The organism is Wenyingzhuangia sp. 2_MG-2023 (assembly GCF_030548295.1).
Taxonomy (GTDB): Bacteria; Bacteroidota; Bacteroidia; order Flavobacteriales; family Flavobacteriaceae; genus Wenyingzhuangia.
In genome coordinates, this window is record NZ_JAUOSB010000004.1 from 1 (window position 1) to 20,221 (window position 20,221).

At 34.7% G+C, this 20,221-nt stretch carries 17 protein-coding genes and 2 tRNA genes; 13 read left to right on the forward strand and 6 right to left on the reverse strand.

The window, feature by feature from the left end; translation table 11 throughout:
- A partial coding sequence (locus Q4548_RS06740) for a transposase (protein WP_303452901.1) occupies window positions 1–276 on the forward strand: 276 nt, incomplete at its 5' end.
- A 161-nt stretch (window positions 277–437) separates the two neighbouring features.
- On the opposite strand, the gene Q4548_RS06745 is transcribed toward Q4548_RS06740, so the two are convergent.
- From Q4548_RS06745 to proS, 4 genes are all read right to left on the reverse strand, one after another.
- Window positions 438–509 (reverse strand) — tRNA-Glu (locus tag Q4548_RS06745).
- 13 nt (window positions 510–522) lie between these two features.
- Entirely contained in the window at window positions 523–774 is a 252-nt protein-coding gene (gene rpsT, locus Q4548_RS06750; RefSeq protein WP_303452903.1) for a 30S ribosomal protein S20, read from the reverse strand.
- Window positions 775–807: 33 nt separating this feature from the next.
- Window positions 808–879: transfer RNA gene (locus Q4548_RS06755), tRNA-Glu, on the reverse strand.
- A gap of 108 nt (window positions 880–987) precedes the next feature.
- Window positions 988–2,466 (reverse strand): proline--tRNA ligase, encoded by a 1,479-nt coding sequence (gene proS / locus Q4548_RS06760; RefSeq protein ID WP_303452905.1) that lies wholly within the window; start codon window positions 2,464–2,466, stop codon window positions 988–990.
- A 112-nt stretch (window positions 2,467–2,578) separates the two neighbouring features.
- On the opposite strand from proS, the gene Q4548_RS06765 reads away from it, so the two are divergent.
- The 5 genes from Q4548_RS06765 to Q4548_RS06785 all read left to right on the forward strand — a co-directional run bounded on the left by Q4548_RS06765 (window position 2,579) and on the right by Q4548_RS06785 (window position 7,179).
- Window positions 2,579–3,385: a hypothetical protein gene (locus Q4548_RS06765; RefSeq protein WP_303452907.1), complete on the forward strand. Its 807-nt coding sequence runs from the start codon at window positions 2,579–2,581 to the stop codon at window positions 3,383–3,385.
- A 17-nt stretch (window positions 3,386–3,402) separates the two neighbouring features.
- Complete coding sequence (locus tag Q4548_RS06770) at window positions 3,403–4,788, forward strand: OmpP1/FadL family transporter (protein ID WP_303452909.1); 1,386 nt, start codon at window positions 3,403–3,405, stop codon at window positions 4,786–4,788.
- Window positions 4,789–4,879: 91 nt separating this feature from the next.
- Window positions 4,880–5,773 (forward strand): NifU family protein, encoded by an 894-nt coding sequence (locus Q4548_RS06775; protein ID WP_303452911.1) that lies wholly within the window; start codon window positions 4,880–4,882, stop codon window positions 5,771–5,773.
- Window positions 5,774–5,788: 15 nt separating this feature from the next.
- Window positions 5,789–6,523 carry a bifunctional demethylmenaquinone methyltransferase/2-methoxy-6-polyprenyl-1,4-benzoquinol methylase UbiE gene (ubiE, locus tag Q4548_RS06780; RefSeq protein WP_303452913.1) on the forward strand — a complete coding sequence of 245 codons (735 nt, stop codon included), beginning with the start codon at window positions 5,789–5,791 and terminating at the stop codon, window positions 6,521–6,523.
- The gene (locus Q4548_RS06785) at window positions 6,520–7,179 is read left to right on the forward strand and encodes an outer membrane beta-barrel protein (protein ID WP_303452915.1); all 660 of its coding nucleotides are present in this window, start codon (window positions 6,520–6,522) and stop codon (window positions 7,177–7,179) included. The genes ubiE and Q4548_RS06785 overlap by 4 nt, the downstream gene beginning before the upstream one ends.
- On the opposite strand, the gene Q4548_RS06790 is transcribed toward Q4548_RS06785, so the two are convergent.
- A complete protein-coding gene (locus Q4548_RS06790; RefSeq protein WP_303452917.1) occupies window positions 7,160–7,912 on the reverse strand; it encodes an RNA methyltransferase in 753 nt (250 codons plus the stop codon). The two genes, Q4548_RS06785 and Q4548_RS06790, sit on opposite strands and share 20 nt — an antisense overlap.
- Before the next feature lie 99 nt (window positions 7,913–8,011).
- On the opposite strand from Q4548_RS06790, the gene Q4548_RS06795 reads away from it, so the two are divergent.
- The 3 genes from Q4548_RS06795 to accD all read left to right on the forward strand — a co-directional run bounded on the left by Q4548_RS06795 (window position 8,012) and on the right by accD (window position 12,640).
- Complete coding sequence (locus Q4548_RS06795) at window positions 8,012–10,498, forward strand: BamA/TamA family outer membrane protein (protein ID WP_303452919.1); 2,487 nt, start codon at window positions 8,012–8,014, stop codon at window positions 10,496–10,498.
- 98 nt (window positions 10,499–10,596) lie between these two features.
- On the forward strand, window positions 10,597–11,664 hold the full coding sequence (fbaA, locus tag Q4548_RS06800; RefSeq protein ID WP_303452921.1) for a class II fructose-bisphosphate aldolase: 1,068 nt from the start codon (window positions 10,597–10,599) through the stop codon (window positions 11,662–11,664).
- Window positions 11,665–11,770: 106 nt separating this feature from the next.
- Window positions 11,771–12,640, forward strand: a complete 870-nt coding sequence (gene accD / locus Q4548_RS06805; RefSeq protein WP_303452923.1) for an acetyl-CoA carboxylase, carboxyltransferase subunit beta — start codon at window positions 11,771–11,773, stop codon at window positions 12,638–12,640.
- 86 nt (window positions 12,641–12,726) lie between these two features.
- On the opposite strand, the gene Q4548_RS06810 is transcribed toward accD, so the two are convergent.
- On the reverse strand, window positions 12,727–14,013 hold the full coding sequence (locus tag Q4548_RS06810) for a citrate synthase (protein ID WP_303452925.1): 1,287 nt from the start codon (window positions 14,011–14,013) through the stop codon (window positions 12,727–12,729).
- A gap of 345 nt (window positions 14,014–14,358) precedes the next feature.
- Between Q4548_RS06810 and ilvD the strand changes: the two genes are divergently transcribed.
- The 4 genes from ilvD (at window position 14,359) to ilvC (ending at window position 20,012) form a co-directional block, all read left to right on the forward strand.
- The gene (gene ilvD / locus Q4548_RS06815) at window positions 14,359–16,038 is read left to right on the forward strand and encodes a dihydroxy-acid dehydratase (RefSeq protein WP_303452927.1); all 1,680 of its coding nucleotides are present in this window, start codon (window positions 14,359–14,361) and stop codon (window positions 16,036–16,038) included.
- An 81-nt stretch (window positions 16,039–16,119) separates the two neighbouring features.
- The gene (gene ilvB / locus Q4548_RS06820) at window positions 16,120–17,817 is read left to right on the forward strand and encodes a biosynthetic-type acetolactate synthase large subunit (RefSeq protein ID WP_303452929.1); all 1,698 of its coding nucleotides are present in this window, start codon (window positions 16,120–16,122) and stop codon (window positions 17,815–17,817) included.
- A gap of 76 nt (window positions 17,818–17,893) precedes the next feature.
- Window positions 17,894–18,418 carry an acetolactate synthase small subunit gene (gene ilvN / locus Q4548_RS06825; RefSeq protein WP_303452931.1) on the forward strand — a complete coding sequence of 175 codons (525 nt, stop codon included), beginning with the start codon at window positions 17,894–17,896 and terminating at the stop codon, window positions 18,416–18,418.
- Window positions 18,419–18,536: 118 nt separating this feature from the next.
- Window positions 18,537–20,012 (forward strand): ketol-acid reductoisomerase, encoded by a 1,476-nt coding sequence (gene ilvC / locus Q4548_RS06830; RefSeq protein ID WP_303452933.1) that lies wholly within the window; start codon window positions 18,537–18,539, stop codon window positions 20,010–20,012.
- Window positions 20,013–20,221 lie beyond the last annotated feature (209 nt).

Below are 20,221 nucleotides of genomic sequence, written 5' to 3' on the forward strand. Positions count from 1 at the left end.
AGAGAGATATTCAACCTAAAAACAACCCTACAAATTGCTTATACAAAACTAGCGCATTGGTATAAACAAGTAGAAAAATCAGGGTTTAATCAATTTAAATCTATAGTAAATACAATTACTCTAAACTACAGATCAATCCTAAATTACTTTGTAAATAGAAGTACCAATGTTGCGGCTGAATCTTTCAATGCTAAAATTAAAGCTTTTAGAGCGCAATTTAGAGGGGTTAGAAATCTAGAATTCTTCCTCTTTAGATTAACCAATATTTTTGCCTAAACACAACAACTTGTCTTGATCCCTCAAAGCTTCTAAAAAGATTTTTATTATTCAGAAGCACTCATAATAATTGGTTAAAATATAATTTTCGAGATTGATTTTTATTTGTAATAAATATAAAAAACGCGAAAAAAGCCTTACTGATTATCAGTAAGGCTTTGTAGTCCGTAGGGGAATCGAACCCCTGTTACATGGATGAAAACCATGCGTCCTAACCCCTAGACGAACGGACCAAAATTTCGTTTCTTATAAAGAAGCTACGTGCTTTGTCAATTTAGACTGTAAGTTAGCTGCTTTATTCTTATGAATAATATTGTTCTTAGCTAACTTTTGCAACATTGCAACAACTTTAGGCAATTGCCCTTCAGCCTCTGCTTTTTCTGTCATGTTACGTAAAGCTCTAACAGCGTTTCTAGTTGTCTTGTGCTGGTACTTATTTCTTACCTGCTTAGCGCTGTTACTTCTTATTCTCTTTAATGCTGACTTGTGATTTGCCATCTTATTCTATGTGTTATCTTATTCAAAAAATTGTAGTCCGTAGGGGAATCGAACCCCTGTTACATGGATGAAAACCATGCGTCCTAACCCCTAGACGAACGGACCAAAATCACTAATTAAAAAAGCGCTCTGCTTTTTGCTTTAGCGGTTGCAAATATACACACGTTTTGTAATACTGCAAACTTTTTTTCAAAAAAAATCAAACTTTTTTTATCAATACGCTTTTGCAAACAAAACACGTTTGTGTGAAGGTTCTCCAGAAAACACACATTCCCCCTCTTCCTCTTCAAAATCTAAGGGAATGCAACGAATGGTTGCCTTGGTTATTTCTTTTATTTGATCTTCTGTTTCTTCCGTCCCATCCCAATGAGCCGCTACAAAACCACCTTTGTTTTCTATCGCTTCTTTAAACTCCTCAAAAGTATCTACATATGTAGTGTGTTCTTTTCTGTAATCCAAAGCTTTGTTTAACAAATTCTCTTGGATTTCTACTAGTAATTTTTCAATCACCTCCACAGCCTCTTCTTGCTGGTAACTTTGCTTAACCAAAGTATCTCTACGTGCAATTTCTAAAGTACCATTCTCCAAGTCACGGGCTCCAATAGCAACTCTTACAGGTACTCCTTTCATTTCATATTCCGCAAATTTCCATCCTGGCTTGTACGTGTCTCTATCGTCAAATTTCACAGAAATCCCTTTTGTTTTTAATTGACTCACAATCTCATTTACTTTTTTTGAAATTGCATCCAACTGTTCTTGTCCTTTGTATATGGGAACAATCGCCACTTGAATTGGAGCCAATTTTGGAGGTAATACCAAACCATAATCATCGGAATGTGTCATGATCAATCCACCAATCAAACGAGTAGAAACTCCCCATGAAGTAGACCAAACATGTTCTTGTTTCCCTTCTTTTGACGTATATTTCACATCAAACGCTTTGGCAAAATTCTGTCCTAAAAAGTGAGAGGTTCCCGCTTGCAATGCTTTTCCATCTTGCATTAACGCTTCTATAGTATAGGTATCATCTGCACCAGCAAAACGTTCACTTTCAGACTTCACTCCTTTAACTACGGGCATTGCCATAAAGCTCTCTGCAAACTCAGCATAAATTTGCTGCATTTGCAAAGTCTCATCAATAGCCTCCTGCTTGGTTGCATGTGCTGTATGACCTTCTTGCCATAAAAACTCAGCAGTTCTTAAAAACAATCGTGTTCTCATCTCCCAACGCACTACATTTGCCCATTGGTTTATTTTGATAGGCAAATCACGATACGATTGCACCCAACCTCTATACGTATTCCATATGATAGCTTCACTAGTAGGTCTTACTACCAATTCTTCTTCTAATTTTGCATTAGGGTCTACAATTAATTTCCCCGGATTGTCTGGATCTGTTTTTAATCTATAATGCGTTACTACAGCACATTCTTTCGCAAATCCTTCGGCATTTTTCTCCTCTGCTTCAAACAAACTTTTAGGAACAAATAAAGGAAAATATGCATTTTCATGACCTGTTTCTTTAAACATTCTATCCAATTCATTTTGCATTTTTTCCCAAATAGCATACCCATAAGGTTTGATGACCATACATCCTCTAACTGCTGAATTCTCAGCCAAATCGGCCTTTACCACCAATTCGTTATACCATTTTGAATAATCAGCACTTCTACTCGTTAATTTTGCTCCCATATGTATTTTTTTGGCACAGAAATTGTAATTTTACTATATATAGTTTGGATCCTATGTCCAGCTGGCAAAACTACTATTTTTTGCATTGTTCAACAATAAAATAAAAAGTATTATGAATATCTATAAAGTATTTTCTCTGCCTTGGACAAAATTTATTGTACTAGGAATCATCAGTTTCACCTATAGTTCTTGTACCTTTTACCAAAATTATCCGTACTACGACGGTATCTACGAAACTAAGAAGCATGTACCCAATACGGTTTTTAGTGATGAAATGAAAAAAGTAAATGGTTTGGATCCTATTTTGTCTGACCCTTCACTTTTGACACCAAACAGCATAAACCCCCAAGAGGTTTACTCATCAAGAGAAATACCTCAAGAAGTTAATATATACGTACAGCCGAACAGCAATTACGACAATTCTGGATGGAACGATCCTTTTTGGTGGAATGATTACCGTTGGAATCGTTATTACTGGAACAATAATAGTTACTACGGATACAACAACTGGAACTGGAACTTGGGGTTTGGATACAACTACAATCCCTACTGGGGAAGCCCTTATTATTACGGATCTATGAATCCTTATTATTACCAAAACTACCAATACCCTAACACCAATTACAGAAATAGGACACAAACAAAAAGAGACAATACCAATCGCTATAGAAGCAGTTACTCTAATCAACAATATTCAACTCCGAGCAGCTCTACTACTTCACAAAAAAATAGTAGCTACTACAGAAGAAGTTCTAGCAATACAAACAACAACACCTACACACCTTCTACAAGAAGCTCTAGGAGTAACAACAGCAATTCTTCTAACTACTACAGCCCTAGCAGTTCATCAAGTAGTGGTAGCAGTAGTAGCTCTAGTTCAAGTTCCAAAAGAACCAATTCTAACAGCTACCGAAGATAATTTTAAAAAAAGACATCATGAAAAAAACCTTTTATATCGCTTTGACAATTGCCTTATCTAGCATTGTCTCTAAAGCACAGAGTTTGAATTACACTGATTTAGGAGTGTTGTTTTCATCTGAAGAAAACTTGGGAACTGCCAGATTTTCTGGACTTAACGGAGCCATGGGAGCTGTTGGTGGTGATTTGAGTGCCATCAATGTCAATCCAGCTGGAGCGGCAATTTTTAATCATGGTGAGTTTGCGCTTACCTTTGGTGTAAACAATTACAAAAACACCAGTGACTATTACAACACGACTACAACTAATACTTCTAGCGATTTTAATCTAGAACAAATTGGAGGTGTTTTTATCTTAAAGAATTACGCTTACAACAGTGGGTGGAATAAAATAGGACTTTCTGTAAACTATCAGAAAACAAATCACTTTCAAAAAAGAGATTTGTACAGAGGTAACAGTGGATATGCTGACTTCTACATACACCCCAACGACGAGGAAAACGAGTACAACAACGCACAAAGTCAACGTTTTTACAATGATTATGAAGGAGATCTTTCTAAACTTAGTTTTGTACTAGCAGGACAATTTGAAAACAATTTAAACCTTGGATTTGCATTAAATTTTCATAGTCTAGACTTTTATCAATCTACTGAATTGAATGAAATCAACGAAGATGATTCCGCTCCAAGCAATGTTCTAGACGTATTGTTTGAAGAAAACAACTCTCAACAATCAGATGGAATTTCTGTTGGTGCAGGAGTTATTTACAAACCCATACATGAATTGCGATTAGGATTGGCTGTTGAATCTCCAACTTGGTACTATACAATTACAGAAGATTATAATTCTCTTACCCGATTTGCAAGCATCCCTACTAAGAATATAAATGCTGCTAATTTGAGTCCTGAAAGTTCTTATTTTGAATACAAACTTAGAACTCCAAGTAAAGTTACAGCAAGTATTGCTTACGTTTTTGGCAAACTTGGGTTTGTGAATATTGATTACACTTATAAAAGCTATACAGCTTTAGATCTTTATGGTGAAACCGATTTTAGAGAAGACAATTCCTATTTTATGGATGTGCTACAAAATACAAATAATGTAAACATCGGAAGTGAATTTAGATTGGGAAAAATGTATTTGAGAGGAGGTTTTGGTTATCAACAAAGTCCATTTAAAGACAATGTAGACCCTAGAAACATTGATGTGGTAAAAATTGGTGAAAAATACTCCGGATCTTTTGGAACAGGAATACGTTTTGGAAATTCTAAACTAGATATTGCTTACAACAAAACGAAACAAACCAATGAGTACGATTTTAACGACCGAGAAAGCACCGTAAATCCTGCTAAAATCAAAAATAACAATTCTAGACTAGCACTTACCTATACTTATATATTTTAGGTTTATTTAGAGCAATTATCACCTCAGCCCTTTCTCAAATTCACAAGGAATTTAAATTTAAATAAACTACTTTTGTACAAATTTTTCAGAAATGAGTACACACAACATCACTATAGCAGGTACAAACAATACATCTATTGTTAAGTTTGTCAGCAATCAACAAGTTACCAACGGAGGAAGTTATCAATTTAATAATATAGATGAAGCTAAAGAATCACCTATATCACAACAGTTGTTCAAACTTCCATTTGTAAGCAAGGTATTTATTAGTGCAAATTTTATTGCTATTGAAAAATACGATATTGTAGAATGGAGTGACATTCAGAACGACATTAGAGAACTGATTGAAATCTACTTGAACGAAGGAAACACCATTGTTACTGACAAAGCAGAGACAAGAAAAGTTGCTGTTGAAATCTATGCAGAAAGCACTCCCAACCCCATGGTGATGAAATTTGGTTGTAACAAAATGTTAACTCCAGATGATCATGAATACAAATCTTCGTCAGAAACTAAAAACTCTCCTTTAGCTCAAGTTTTGTTTGAGTTTCCGTTTGTAAAAGAAGTTTATATTTCAGAAAATTATGTTTCTATTACTAAGAATGAATTGATTGAGTGGGGAGAAATCAACTTGCAATTAAGAACTTTTTTAAGAGAATACATTCAGTCAGGAAAATTAATTATTGACACGACTATAGAAAAACCTAAAGTAGAAATTGAAACCACTCCTATTGAAAACCTAGAAGGAACTCCTTTAGAAATTGCAAATATTCTAGAAGAATACGTAAAACCTGCAGTTGCTAATGATGGAGGAAATATTGTTTTTCAATCTTATGATGCAACAACACAAGATGTACATGTAATTCTACAGGGAGCTTGTAGCGGATGCCCTTCTTCTACCATGACTTTGAAAAATGGAATTGAAACCATGTTGAAAGAAATGTTACCCAACAAAATAAACAATGTAATTGCCGTAAACGGATAATCTAAGTCAACGCTCATGTCTAAAATTATAAAACCCTACAAAGATTCTGATGCTACTAAAAAAACACAAGTAGCCAATATGTTTGATACCATTTCTGGAAACTACGACGGACTTAACAGAGTCATTACTTTTGGTATTGATGTAAAATGGAGAAAAAAAGTTGTTGAAATTGTAAAAGCTACCGAACCTAAAAAAATCTTAGATATTGCAACAGGAACTGGTGATCTTGCTATTATGCTAAGCAATTCCATCTCAACAGCCAAAATTATAGGCCTTGATATTTCTGCCGGAATGTTAGAAGTAGGAAACGAAAAAATAAAAACATTAGGACTTAGTAACAGTATAGAAATGGTACTGGGAGATTCTGAAAAAATTCCATACGAAGACAACTATTTTGATGCAATTACCGTTTCTTATGGGGTTCGTAATTTTGAAGATTTGAACAAAGGATTGCAGGAAATACATAGGGTTTTAAAACCAGGAGGTACTTTTGTAGTCTTAGAAACTTCGGTTCCTACTAAGTTTCCCTTCAAGCAAGGATATCAATTTCATAGTAAGGTAATCCTTCCATTTGTGGGTAGACTTTTTTCAAAAGACAAAACAGCATACAGATATCTTTCAGAATCTGCAAATTCATTTCCCTACGGAGAACAGTTTAATTTAATATTAAATTCGGCAGGTTTTATAAACGTTAAAGATTTTATTGTTACATTTGGAGTATCAACAATCTATAAAGCAAACAAACAATGACCCCTAAAATTGTTATATTTTTCTTATTACTTTGTACATTTTCTTTCGCACAGGAAGAAAAGATAAGTAGACTACAGCATTTTGACAAAAGTAAAATCCGTTATGGATTCTATCTTGGACTGCATCAAAAAGGTTATTCTGTTGAATCTGACGATCCTGTTTCTGTTACAGTAGGTAGTGGATTTCAACTAGGGGTAATTGCAGATTACAGTCTCACACAAAATATTAGTATATTTTTAGAACCAGGTATTATGAGTTCTAGCAACGTACTGTCTTTTGGGGGGAGAAGCTTCGACTTGAACGCAACCTATTTTCGTTTCCCTGTATCCTTGAAATTAACTACTGATAGAATCAATAATTTTAGAGTTTTTGCTACAGGTGGATTGTCAATGAATTATAATTTTAATACTGAAGACAATAACAATAATAATGGGGCTGATCCTTATGATTTTAGTTTGAAAACAACGACAGTAGCTGCAGAAATCTCTATGGGTTTCAATATTTACCTTCCTTACTTCAAATTAACACCATCTCTAAAAGGGATTTATGGTGTAAACAGTGAGTTTTCAGGTGAAAATATGGGGTCAATAGCAAGAACAAATGCTCCTTACAAATTGAACTCTAGAGCTATTATGTTTAGCTTAATTTTTCAATAAAAATATTACGTCTAAATTCATTCAATAAAATAGCCGTAGCAGTAGCTACATTTAGGCTTTCTGTTGCTTGAATTTCTCCATATCTTGGAATTGTCAATTTGTGGGTTACTATCTTCTTGATATCGTTACTGACTCCATTGGCTTCATTCCCCATGATTACAATTCCATCACTTGGCAATTTTGAATTGTAAACATTCTCCCCTTCCATATCTGCAATAAACAATGGCTGTGATGTTTGTTCTATGTAAGACATCAAATCAACATATTTGATATTTACTCTTGTCAACGACCCCATCGTAGATTGCACTACCTTAGAATTGTAGCAATCAACTGTGTTTTTACTACAAATTATTTCTTTTACACCAAACCAATCACACAATCTGATAATTGTTCCTAAATTCCCTGGATCATTGATATCGTCTAACATTACTTTTAACCCCAATAGTTGATCAATTCTTGTTTCTTTAGGAATTTTAAAAAGTGCTAGTACTTTGTTTGGAGACTTTAATCCACTTATTTTTTTTAATTCTATCTCTGTAATTATTTCAGGATTGGACCCAAAATAACATTCTTTTACATCTTCAGTGCAAAAAAGAGAGTTCAACTCAAAGTCAGACTTCAAAAACTCATCTACAACTTTTATTCCTTCTACAACAAAAAGACTTTCTTTCAAACGATACTTTTTTTGTTGCAAACTCGTTATCAACTTGATTTGACTTTTAGATATAGACATATTTTTATTTTTTGAAACACCAAATTTACTACTAAAATTCAACAAGCATTACTTAGTAACCTATTTAATGCTTATTTTTGATTTACAAATTATTGATATTTGAAAACGTCTTTATACTCTTTCTTATTTTCTCTTTTAGTTAGCTGTGTATTTACAGCATGTAACACTACGAAGTATGTGCAGAAAAATTCTTTTTTACTCAAAAAAAACGCCATTCGTATAGATCAGGATAAAACTTCTGACATAGCAATTACCTCTTATTTAATTCAACGCCCTAACAATACGTTACTTGGTTTCCCTATAAGTTTAGCTGTTTACAATATTGGAAACCCTGATTACGATTCCATTCATCAACAAAAAATAACCAACTTCATCAACAGAAATAATCTGTTCACCAAAATACTATCTAAAAAACAAACTTTAAAATTACTCAATAAAAAAAGAAGCATCAATAATTGGTTTTTAACTACTGGAGAGGCTCCTGTAATTTTAGAACCTAAAAAAACAACTCGTACAGCTGACAACTTGAGAACTCATTTTTTTAATCATGGTTATTTTGATGCAAGCGTAAAAACTATTGTCATCAAAGATTTAAAAACGGCCAACGTTACGTATGAGATCACCAAAAACAAGCCTTATTATTTAGGAGATATCACTTACAAAATCGCCTCCAAGGCTATAGACTCAACCCTTAGCAAACACAAAAACCACATACCTCTAAAAAAAGGAGATCAATACAATTTAACCAATTTCACAAAAGCATTGTCAGAAATTACTACAACCTTACGAAACAATGGTTTTTATCATTTTTCAGAAGGATTGATTAGTTTTAGAAACATAGATACTCTTGCTCAAAATCACATTACCTCTGTAGAAATCAACATTGACAATCGAAAAATAAAAAAAGAAGATAAAATAGTTGAGTTGCCTACTGAGATTCAAACCATCAAAAAAATATCTGTATTCACAGACTATTCCTACAACAATAGAAACAATCCATACGATGTAAAAAAAACGTATCGATTTATAGATTTTTACGCGCACCATAAATTAAAGCACAAATTAAAAACACTTAACAATTCTATTTTTATTCAACCCAACCAGATTTACAGCGATAAAAATGTGGAGTTGACCCGAAACCATCTTAGGTCTCTTAACAATTTTAAATCTGTTAAAATCACTCACAAAGAACTTTCTGACAATACACTTTCTACAACAATTGTTTTGACACCACAAAAGAAGTATGGAATTGGACTAAACACAGAAATTATTCATTCTAACATCAAAAACCTGGGTTTGTCTGGAGGATTTAGTTTTGTAAATAGAAATCTATTTAGAGGAGCAGAAATGTTTCAGCTTTCACTACAAGGAAGTATTTTTGACACCGCAACTAAAGTTAGTGGAGAAGAATCAAGAGATTTTGATGCTTTTGAAGTGGGTATTGATGCTTCCTTGGAGTTTCCTAAATTCATTTTTCCTTTTTTAGGAAACATCATCCCAAGAACCATGACTCCAAAAACAAAAATTACCATTGGTACTAGTTTTCAGAAAAACATAGGATTAGACAAACAAAAAGTCTCTGGGATTATTGATTACAATTGGAAATCATCAACAAAAAATACGCATACATTTGAAATTCTAAACCTACAGTTTATCAATAATTTAAATCCAGAATCTTATTACACCATTTACAGTTCTGAATATACAAAAATTGAAACAATTCAACCTCTTGTTGGAGCTTATGATTTGACTACAGAAAATGCAAGAAATTTTATTGAGAGTGTTCCTTCATCCTTTGGGGACACATATCCAGATGAGTACACCACGCTACAAAACATAGGAAAAAGAGAAGACATTATTACAAGCAACAACATCATACCCGCTACTTCTTATTCTTTTGAACACAATAGTCGCAAAGGCCTTTCTGACACCAATTATAATTATTTTAAAACTAGAATTAGCTCTTCTGGAAATACAACTTCTTTTTTATATCAAGAAAAGGACGAGCAACCTGTTTTTGAAGATATAGTAATCTCTCAGTTTGTAAAACTAGATTTAGATTTTCGAAAATTCTGGAGTACTACAAACAACAATTCAATTGCTTTAAGAACTTTTATGGGAATTGCAATTCCAACAGGAAAAACAAAAGAAATTCCTTTTATAACCAGTTATTTTGCTGGTGGTTCTAACGATATTAGAGCATGGAAAACATATGAGTTGGGACCTGGTAGCTCCAATTCTGGATTGGAATTTAATATTGGAAACTTAAAATTACTATCAAGTCTAGAGTATCGATTCAAAGTCATCAATAGTATTCACGGAGCTGTTTTTATAGATGCCGGAAATATTTGGAATTTACCAAGCTCAACTACCGCCTCAGAAGAGGAAATCTTTAGAGGCATCAAATCTTTAGAAAATATTGCTGTAGGTAGCGGTTTTGGGGTTCGTTATGATTTTAACTTTCTTGTATTACGTTTGGATTGGGCTTTTAAAACCTATGAACCTTACTTAGAAAAAAACAAATGGTTTTCTAACTACAGGATCAACGACTCTGTATTGAACATTGGAATCAATTATCCCTTCTAGAACGATATCGTTTTCGTATAACTATCGTGATTCTGACCCTTATATCTTATAAAAAATGACTATTTTTGTTAAGATTAATACCATAAACTAATTATATAATGAGTTACAATATTAAACCAGGAGTTGCTACAGGAGATGCAGTTCAAGAAATTTTCAAATTAGCAAAAGAGAAACAATTCGCATTACCTGCAGTTAACGTAACGGGTAATAACACGATCAACACAGTTTTAGAAACTGCTAAAGAGTTAAACTCACCAGTAATTATACAATTTTCTAACGGTGGAGCAGTTTTTAACGCAGGTAAAGGTTTGCCTAACGATGGTCAAGCTGCTGCTATTGCTGGAGCTGTAGCTGGAGCAAAACACGTTCACGAATTGGCTGTTGCTTATGGAGTGCCTGTAATTTTGCATACAGATCACGCTGCAAAAAAATTATTGCCTTGGATTGATGGTTTGTTAGATGCTTCTGAAAAGCATTTTGAAGAAACCGGAGCTCCATTGTTCTCATCACATATGATTGATTTGTCTGAAGAGCCTATCGAAGAAAACATCGCTATTTGTAAAGAATACTTAAAGCGTATGGACAAAATGGGTATGACTTTAGAAATTGAATTAGGAATTACAGGAGGTGAAGAAGATGGTGTTGATAACTCTAATGTTGACGAATCTAAATTATACACACAACCCGAAGAAGTAAACTACTGCTACGAAGAATTGTCTGCAATTTCTCCTAGATTTACAGTTGCCGCTGCTTTTGGAAACGTTCATGGTGTATACAAGCCAGGAAACGTAAAATTAACTCCAAAAATCTTAGACAATTCTCAAAAATTTATTGAGAAGAAACACGGATTAGGACACAACCCAATTGATTTTGTATTCCACGGTGGTTCTGGATCTTCTGTTGAAGAAATTAGAGAAGCTATTGGTTATGGAGCTATCAAAATGAACATTGATACTGACTTACAGTACGCGTTTATGGAAGGAATTAGAGATTATATGGCTGCAAATAAAGATTATTTAGCTTCTCAAATCGGTAACCCTACAGGTGCTGATGCTCCTAACAAAAAATACTACGACCCAAGAGTATGGTTGCGTAAAGGTGAAGAAACTTTAAAAGCTCGTTTGATCAAAGCTTTTGAAGATTTGAACAACGTAAACACTTTATAATCTGCTTTTAGATTAGGTTAAAATATCTATACACAATAGAGAAACTGATTTTATTCAGTTTCTCTATTTTTTTTAGTAAATTGCCCTCCATTAAAATGAATAATTTATGACAGCTTGGTTTAAAAGAAGTGATAAGGGAATTCAGACTCCTACTGAAGCAAAAAAGGATGTTCCTAAAGGACTGTGGTACAAAACACCTAGTGGTAAAATTATTGATACCGAAGAATTGAAGCAAAACCTTTACGTAAGTCCAGAAGACGGATATCATGTAAGGATTGGTAGTAATGAGTACTTTGAAATTTTATTCGATGACAATAAATTTACTGAGTTGAACATAAATTTAAGCTCAATAGATTCTTTAGAATTTGTAGATACAAAGCCGTACCCAAATAGAATTAAAGAAGCACAGGAAAAAACAAAATTAAAAGATGCTGTTAGAACTGCTGTTGGTAACTCTTTTGGAAAACCTTTAGTGATTGCTGCTATGGACTTTGCCTTTATTGGTGGATCTATGGGTTCTGTAGTTGGTGAAAAAATAGCTAGAGCAATAGACTACGCTAGAGAAAACAAAGTCCCTTTTTTAATGATTTCTAAATCTGGTGGTGCTCGTATGCAAGAAGCACCTTTGTCGTTAATGCAATTGGTAAAAACATCGGCAAAATTGACCCAGTTAGCAGAGGCTAAAGTACCTTATATCTCTTTGTGTACAGATCCTACTACAGGAGGAACAACAGCTTCCTACGCTATGCTAGGAGACATTAACATAGCTGAACCTAACGCCTTAGTAGCTTTTGCAGGACCACGTGTGGTAAGAGACACTACAGGTCAAGACTTACCAGAAGGATTTCAACGTTCTGAATTTTTATTAGAACATGGATTCTTAGATGCTATCTACGAACGCAAAAACTTAAAAAAACAAATCAACTTGTATATTGATTTGATTCAAAACAATAAAGTTCGAACTGAGAAAGTATAATTCTACAAGAATTTCACTTTTTTTAATAAACATAAAAAAACCTCCTAATGGAGGTTTTTTTATGTTTATATGATAATCTGCAATTTCTATCTTTCTTCTATTGCAACATAAGGCCTTAAAGTTTCACCAATATATAATTGACGAGGACGACCAATTGGCTCTTTGTTCTCTCTCATTTCTTTCCACTGAGCAATCCAACCTGGCAAACGTCCCATTGCAAATAAAACCGTGAACATTTCTACAGGAATTCCTAAAGCTCTGTAAATAATTCCCGAATAAAAATCTACGTTAGGATATAAGTTTCTTGATTTGAAGTATTCATCATTCAACGCCGCTTCAGACAGTCCTCTAGCAACATCCAAAACGGGATCTTCAATTCCTAAATCTGCCAACACCTCTTCCGCTGCTACTTTTATAATTTTTGCTCTTGGATCAAAGTTTTTATACACTCTGTGTCCGAACCCCATCAAACGGAAAGGATCTGATTTGTCTTTTGCTTTTAAAATGTACTTTTCAAAATCACCATTATCTTCTTTAATTGCTTCCAACATTTCAATTACAGCTTGATTTGCTCCACCATGTAAAGGCCCCCACAATGCAGAGATACCCGCAGAGATTGACGCAAACAATCCAGCATGAGAAGAACCTACAATTCTTACGGTAGACGTAGAACAGTTTTGCTCATGATCCGCGTGTAAGATCAACAATTTATCCAAAGCGTCAATAATCACTTTGTTGCATGTGTATTCTTTGTTAGGTCTTTTAAACATCATTTTCGCAAAATTCTCTTCATAACCCAAATCAACATCTCCATAATCTAAAGGCTCCCCTTTCATTTTACGCATACACCATGAAACCAAAACAGGAAATTTCCCCATCAACATGGTAATTGCACGATACATATCCTCTTCAGAAGAAACTTGTACAGCTTTTGGATTAAAAGCTGTTAAAGCACTTGTCAGACAACTTAAAACTCCCATTGGGTGTGCATTCTTAGGAAAAGCATCTAATATTTTGTGAATGTCTTCATCCACCATAGATTGATCTTTGATATCTTGATCAAATTTATCCAATTCCGCTTTTGTTGGCAATTCACCAAAAATCAATAAATAAGAAACCTCTAAGAAAGAAGCTTTTTCAGCAAGCTCTTCAATTGCATACCCTCTGTATCTCAAAATACCCTGTTCACCATCTAAAAATGTGATAGCACTTTTACAAGAACCTGTATTCTTAAACCCTGGATCTATTGTAGTTACACCACCTGTTGCAGCCCTAAGCTGTTTGATATCAATAGCGATTTCCTTTTCAGAACCAACTTCTAATGGAAATTCGTATTTTTTTCCTTCAATTTCTAATGTTGCTGTATTTGACATATATACTGTATTATTCCTTATTTTTATGAATTTCACAAATCTACAAATAAATAAATATTCTCAAAAGAATTAAATACTTAATCTCACTAAGTACATATACGTAATACAAGATTATTAAACACATTCCATCAAAAAACATGAATTTTTAACTTTGCAATAAGCTTAAATACGATTTCATCACCTAGACACCATGTAATTAAAAACACAAACAATTCATAACAAACACATTAACAACTAAAAACAACATCTGGACAACGTAAGTTTTTTCGATTTATTTTTTAAAGGCTCATCTAGTATCCTAATTTTGACAGTTGTAAAGTTATATTTGAAAAAACAAACTTAAAAATGGCATTAAATAAACACAGTCAGAGACTAACACAAGATCCTTCACAACCAGCTTCTCAAGCTATGTTGTATGCTGTAGGATTAACGGATGAAGACATGAACAAACCTCAAATTGGTATTGCAAGTACTGGTTATGACGGAAATCCATGTAACATGCACTTGAACCGATTGGCACAAGAGATCAAAACCTTCACCAATCAAAATAACCAAGTAGGATTGACATTCAATACCATTGGAGTGAGTGACGGTATTTCTATGGGTACTTCTGGAATGAACTACTCTCTAGCATCTAGAGACATTATTGCAGATTCTATGGAAACAGTAGTCAATGCTCAGAGTTATGACGGTTTGGTTGGTGTTGTAGGATGTGACAAAAATATGCCTGGAGCCGTTATTGCCATGTTGCGATTGAACAGACCTTCTATCATGGTTTATGGTGGAACCATTGCTTCAGGAAAATACAAAGGACGCAAATTAAACATCGTATCTGCTTTTGAAGCTTTAGGACAAAAGGTAGCAGGAGAAATTGACGAAGCCGAATATAGAGAAATCATCAAAGCATCTATTCCAGGAGCAGGAGCTTGTGGAGGAATGTACACAGCAAACACCATGGCATCGTCTATCGAATGTATGGGATTGGCACTGCCTTACAACTCCTCTATTCCTGCTGAAAACCCAAATAAATTAACAGAAGCTGAGCGTACTGCACAAGCCATGAAAAATTTATTAGAGTTGGATTTGAAACCTAGGGATATTGTTACCAAAAAATCGATAGAAAATGCCATTGCTATTGTAAATGCCTTAGGAGGTTCTACCAATGCTGTTTTACATTATTTGGCCATTGCCTATGCAGCTGATATTGAGTTTACTTTGGAAGATTTCCAAAGAGTATCTGATAGAACTCCGTTGATTGCTGATTTAAAACCTTCTGGAAAATATTTAATGGAAGATGTTCACAGTATCGGAGGAACACCAGCCATCATGAAATATTTATTAGACAATGGTTATTTACATGGTGATTGTATGACTGTGACAGGTAAAACCTTAGCAGAAAACCTAGCCGATGTTGAAGCGATGGAGTTTGAAGATCAAGATGTGATTCACCCAACAAGCAAAGCTTTAAAATCTTCTGGTAACTTACAAATTTTATACGGAAACCTTGCTGAAAAAGGTGCAGTTGCTAAAATATCTGGAAACGAAGGATTGAAATTTGAAGGTAAAGCTGTGGTTTACGATGGTGAACAAGCTGCAAATACTGGAATTTCAAATGGAGAAGTAAACAAAGGAGACGTCGTCGTTATTCGTTATGTTGGACCTAAAGGTGGACCTGGAATGCCAGAGATGCTAAAACCAACATCTTTAATTATGGGAGCTGGTTTAGGAAAATCAGTTGCTTTGATTACGGACGGACGTTTTTCTGGTGGAACTCACGGGTTTGTAGTAGGTCACATAACGCCCGAAGCACAAGACGGTGGATTGATTGGATTGGTAGAAACGGGAGATACCATTACTATTAGCGCAGAAGATAATTCTATTACACTGCAAGTTTCAGAAGAAGAAATTGCAGAACGTAAAGCAAAATGGATACAACCACCTTTAAAACACACTAAAGGTATTCTGTTTAAATATGCAAAATCAGTAGCTTCAGCTTCTGAAGGATGTGTAACAGATAAATATTAAATTTTAGTACCCAGTACTAAGTACAGAGTCACTAGTTTTAAACTCTGTACTTAATACTTTGTACTTTATACTATACGAAGTATGAAAAAAACAGAAAGAATCATAGGAGCCGAAGCCGTTGTAAGATCACTTATTGCAGAAGGTGTTGATGTTGCTTACGGTTATCCTGGTGGTGCCATTATGCCCATCTATGATGAATTGTACAAATATCAAGACCAATTGCATCATGTTTTAACAAGACATGAGCAAGGTGCCACACATGCAGCACAAGGTTTTGCAAGAACTTCTGGTCGTGTTGGTGTAGCTTTTGCTACTTCTGGGCCTGGAGCTACCAACCTGATTACTGGAATTGCAGATGCACAAATTGACTCTACACCCATGGTGTGTATCACAGGTCAAGTAGCTTCTCATTTGTTAGGAACCGATGCGTTTCAAGAAACAGATGTGATTAGCATCTCTTCTCCAGTTACCAAATGGAACGTACAAGTAACCAAAGCAGAAGACATTCCAGCAGCAATTGCCAAAGCATTTTATATTGCCAAATCTGGAAGACCAGGACCCGTATTGATTGACATCACCAAAGATGCTCAATTGGGAGAGTTGGATTACAGTTATGAAAAATGTACCGTTGTTAGAAGTTACAAACCGATTCCAGAAACAAATATCGAAAAGGTAAAAGAAGCTGCTACACTGATCAACGCTGCTAAAAAACCCATGATTATTTTTGGTCAAGGAGTAATTTTAGGAGGAGCAGAAAGTGAATTGAAAGCCTTGGTTGAAAAAGCAGGAATTCCATCCGCATGGACTGTTTTAGGATTGTCTGCATTAGCAACCAATCATCCTTTAAACGTAGGTATGGTAGGAATGCACGGACATTATGGACCCAACAAATTGACCAACGAATGTGATTTGTTGATTGCTATCGGAATGCGTTTTGACGACCGTGTTACGGGTGATTTGAGTAAATATGCCAAACAAGCCAAAGTCATTCATTTTGATATTGATCCTGCAGAAGTTGACAAAAATGTTAAAACAGATGTTGCTGTCATCGGAGACTCTAAAGACACCTTGGCAAAGGTTTTAGAATTTATTGATGAAAAAGAACACTCTTCTTGGTTGCAAGAGTTTAGATCTTTTGATAAAATTGAATTTGAAAAAGTAATCAACGGTCAGCTAAACCCTACCAAAGAAGGTTTGACCATGGGAGAAGTATTGCAAGGAATTAACAAAGCAACACATGACGATGCTGTTATTGTTTCTGATGTAGGACAACACCAAATGATGGCGGTTCGTTATGCCAACTTTACCCACACTAGAAGCAATGTAACTTCTGGAGGATTGGGAACTATGGGATTTGCTTTACCAGCTGCAATTGGAGCTAAAATGGGAGCACCTAGCAGACATGTTGTTGCTATTATTGGTGATGGTGGTTTTCAAATGACTTGTCAAGAATTAGGAACTATTTTACAAACAGGAACTGCCGTTAAGATTGTAGTATTGAATAACGAATTTTTAGGAATGGTACGTCAATGGCAACAATTGTTTTTTGACAAACGTTATGCCTCTACAGAAATGATCAATCCTAATTTTGTAAAATTGGCAGAAGCCTATAGTATTCCAGCCAAAAAGATTGTAAAACGTGAAGACCTTCAAGGAGCTATTGACGAAATGATTGCCTGTGAAACCTCTTACTTTTTAGAAGTGATGGTAGAAAAAGAAGACAATGTATTCCCAATGGTACCTACTGGATCAAGTGTTTCAGACATAAGACTTGAATAACAGATCATTACAAACAAATGAAAGAAATGAAGTCTATTTGATTTGACTCCGTTTCTTTCATCTAGAACCCTAAGACATGGAAAAAAAATTATATACCATATCCGTTTATTCTGAAAACAATTTAGGATTGTTGAACAGAATTTCGACCATCTTTGTCAAAAGACACATCAACATAGAAAGTTTAACCGTTTCTGCTTCAGAAATTGAAAACGTATCTAGATTTATTGTTGTTGTCAACATGACGGAAGAAGCTGTAAAGAAAATTATTGGTCAGTTAGAAAAGCAGGTGGAAGTAATTCAAGCTTATTATCATACCGATGATGAGATTATTTTTACAGAAACAGCTATGTTCAAATTCAAGTCTGATTTGTTGTTTGAGAATCCACAGATTCAAAATATCATCAAAGAAAACAATATGAATATTGTGACCGTAAACAGAACTTTCTTTATTGTAGAAAAGGCAGGCAGAAGACACGAAATAGATGCTATTTATGATGCTTTTGCTCCTTTTGGAATTGCTCAATTTGTACGTTCAGGTAGAGTAGCCATTTCAAAAGAGGCCATGAACATTCGTAAAATTTTAGGAGAGATAGTTCAATAGAATTCCCTAAATTTGGCAACGCATTAAACAAAATCATGAGCCAGCAAAGAATTCAATTCTAGCCAACTCATTTTTAGCACAATAACTAGTAAACAATTAGAATAAAAATAAAAGCAAAATGGCAAATTATTTTAACACACTTTCTTTAAGAGAGCAATTAGAGCAATTAGGACAGTGTGAATTTATGGATAGAAGTGAATTCAGCAATGGAGTAGAAGCTTTGAAAGGTAAAAAAATCGTAATCATTGGATGTGGAGCACAAGGGTTGAACCAAGGTCTGAACATGCGTGATTCAGGATTGGATGTATCTTATACTTTAAGAGCCGCTGCTATTGAAGAAAAGAGACAATCTTTTTTAAACGCTAGTGAAAATAACTTTGCTGTAGGAACTTACGAAGAAATGATTCCTACTGCTGACTTGTTGATCAACTTGACACCAGACAAACAACACACTGCTGTTGTAACTGCTGTGATGCCATTGATGAAAGAAGGAGCTTGCTTGTCTTACTCTCACGGTTTCAACATCGTAGAAGAGGGAATGCAAGTTCGTAAAGATATTACGGTAATTATGGTAGCACCTAAGTCTCCAGGATCTGAAGTTCGTGAAGAATTTAAAAGAGGATTTGGAGTACCTACATTGATTGCTGTTCACCCAGAAAACGATCCAGAAGGAAAAGGATGGGATTATGCAAAAGCGTATGCTGTTGGTACAGGAGGACATACTGCAGGTGTTTTAAAGTCTTCTTTTGTAGCTGAGGTAAAGTCTGATTTAATGGGAGAACAAACCATTTTATGTGGATTGTTACAAACTGGATCTATCTTATGTTTTGACAAAATGGTAGCTGAAGGAATTGATGCAGGATATGCTTCTAAATTGATTCAATACGGATGGGAAACTATTACTGAAGGTTTAAAGTACGGTGGTATTACAAACATGATGGATAGATTGTCTAACCCAGCTAAAATTGAAGCTTTTAAAGTTTCTGAAGAGTTGAAAGACATCATGAGACCTTTGTTTCAAAAACATATGGATGATATCATTTCTGGTGAATTCTCATCTACAATGATGGCTGACTGGGCAAACGATGATGTAAATTTATTAACTTGGAGAGCTGCTACAGGAGAAACTAACTTTGAAAAGACTCCAGCTGGTGATATGGAAATCTCTGAGCAAGAATACTACGACAATGGTACCTTAATGGTTGCTATGGTAAAAGCTGGTGTAGAATTGGCTTTTGAAGCAATGGTTGACTCTGGAATTGTTGAAGAATCTGCTTACTATGAATCTTTACACGAAACTCCATTAATTGCAAACACTATTGCTCGTAAGAAATTATTTGAAATGAACCGTGTTATTTCTGACACTGCTGAATACGGATGTTACTTATTTGACCACGCTTGTAAGCCTTTAATTGCTGAGTACGTAAACAACGCTCCTATCAACTTGATTGGAAAACCTTTTGGAAACACTAGCAATGGTGTTGACAACGCGGAATTGATTGCTGTAAACAAAGCTATCCGTGAGCACGAAGTTGAATACATTGGTGAAGAATTACGTGAGTCTATGACTGCTATGAAAAAAATCGTTTCATAAACAACGTATTTTTATACATATTTTAAAGCCGTTGCATTTTGCAACGGCTTTTTAGATTTATACCTTTTTCTTACACAAACCCTGTTAGAGTACTATTTGAGGCTTAAAAACAGCAACAAACTGATCAACGCCATCTACTTTATTTCTAAGTTGATTTCTCGTTAAAAAACTCTTCGAATTTTTACAGAAAAAAAGACTCAGAATTTGTT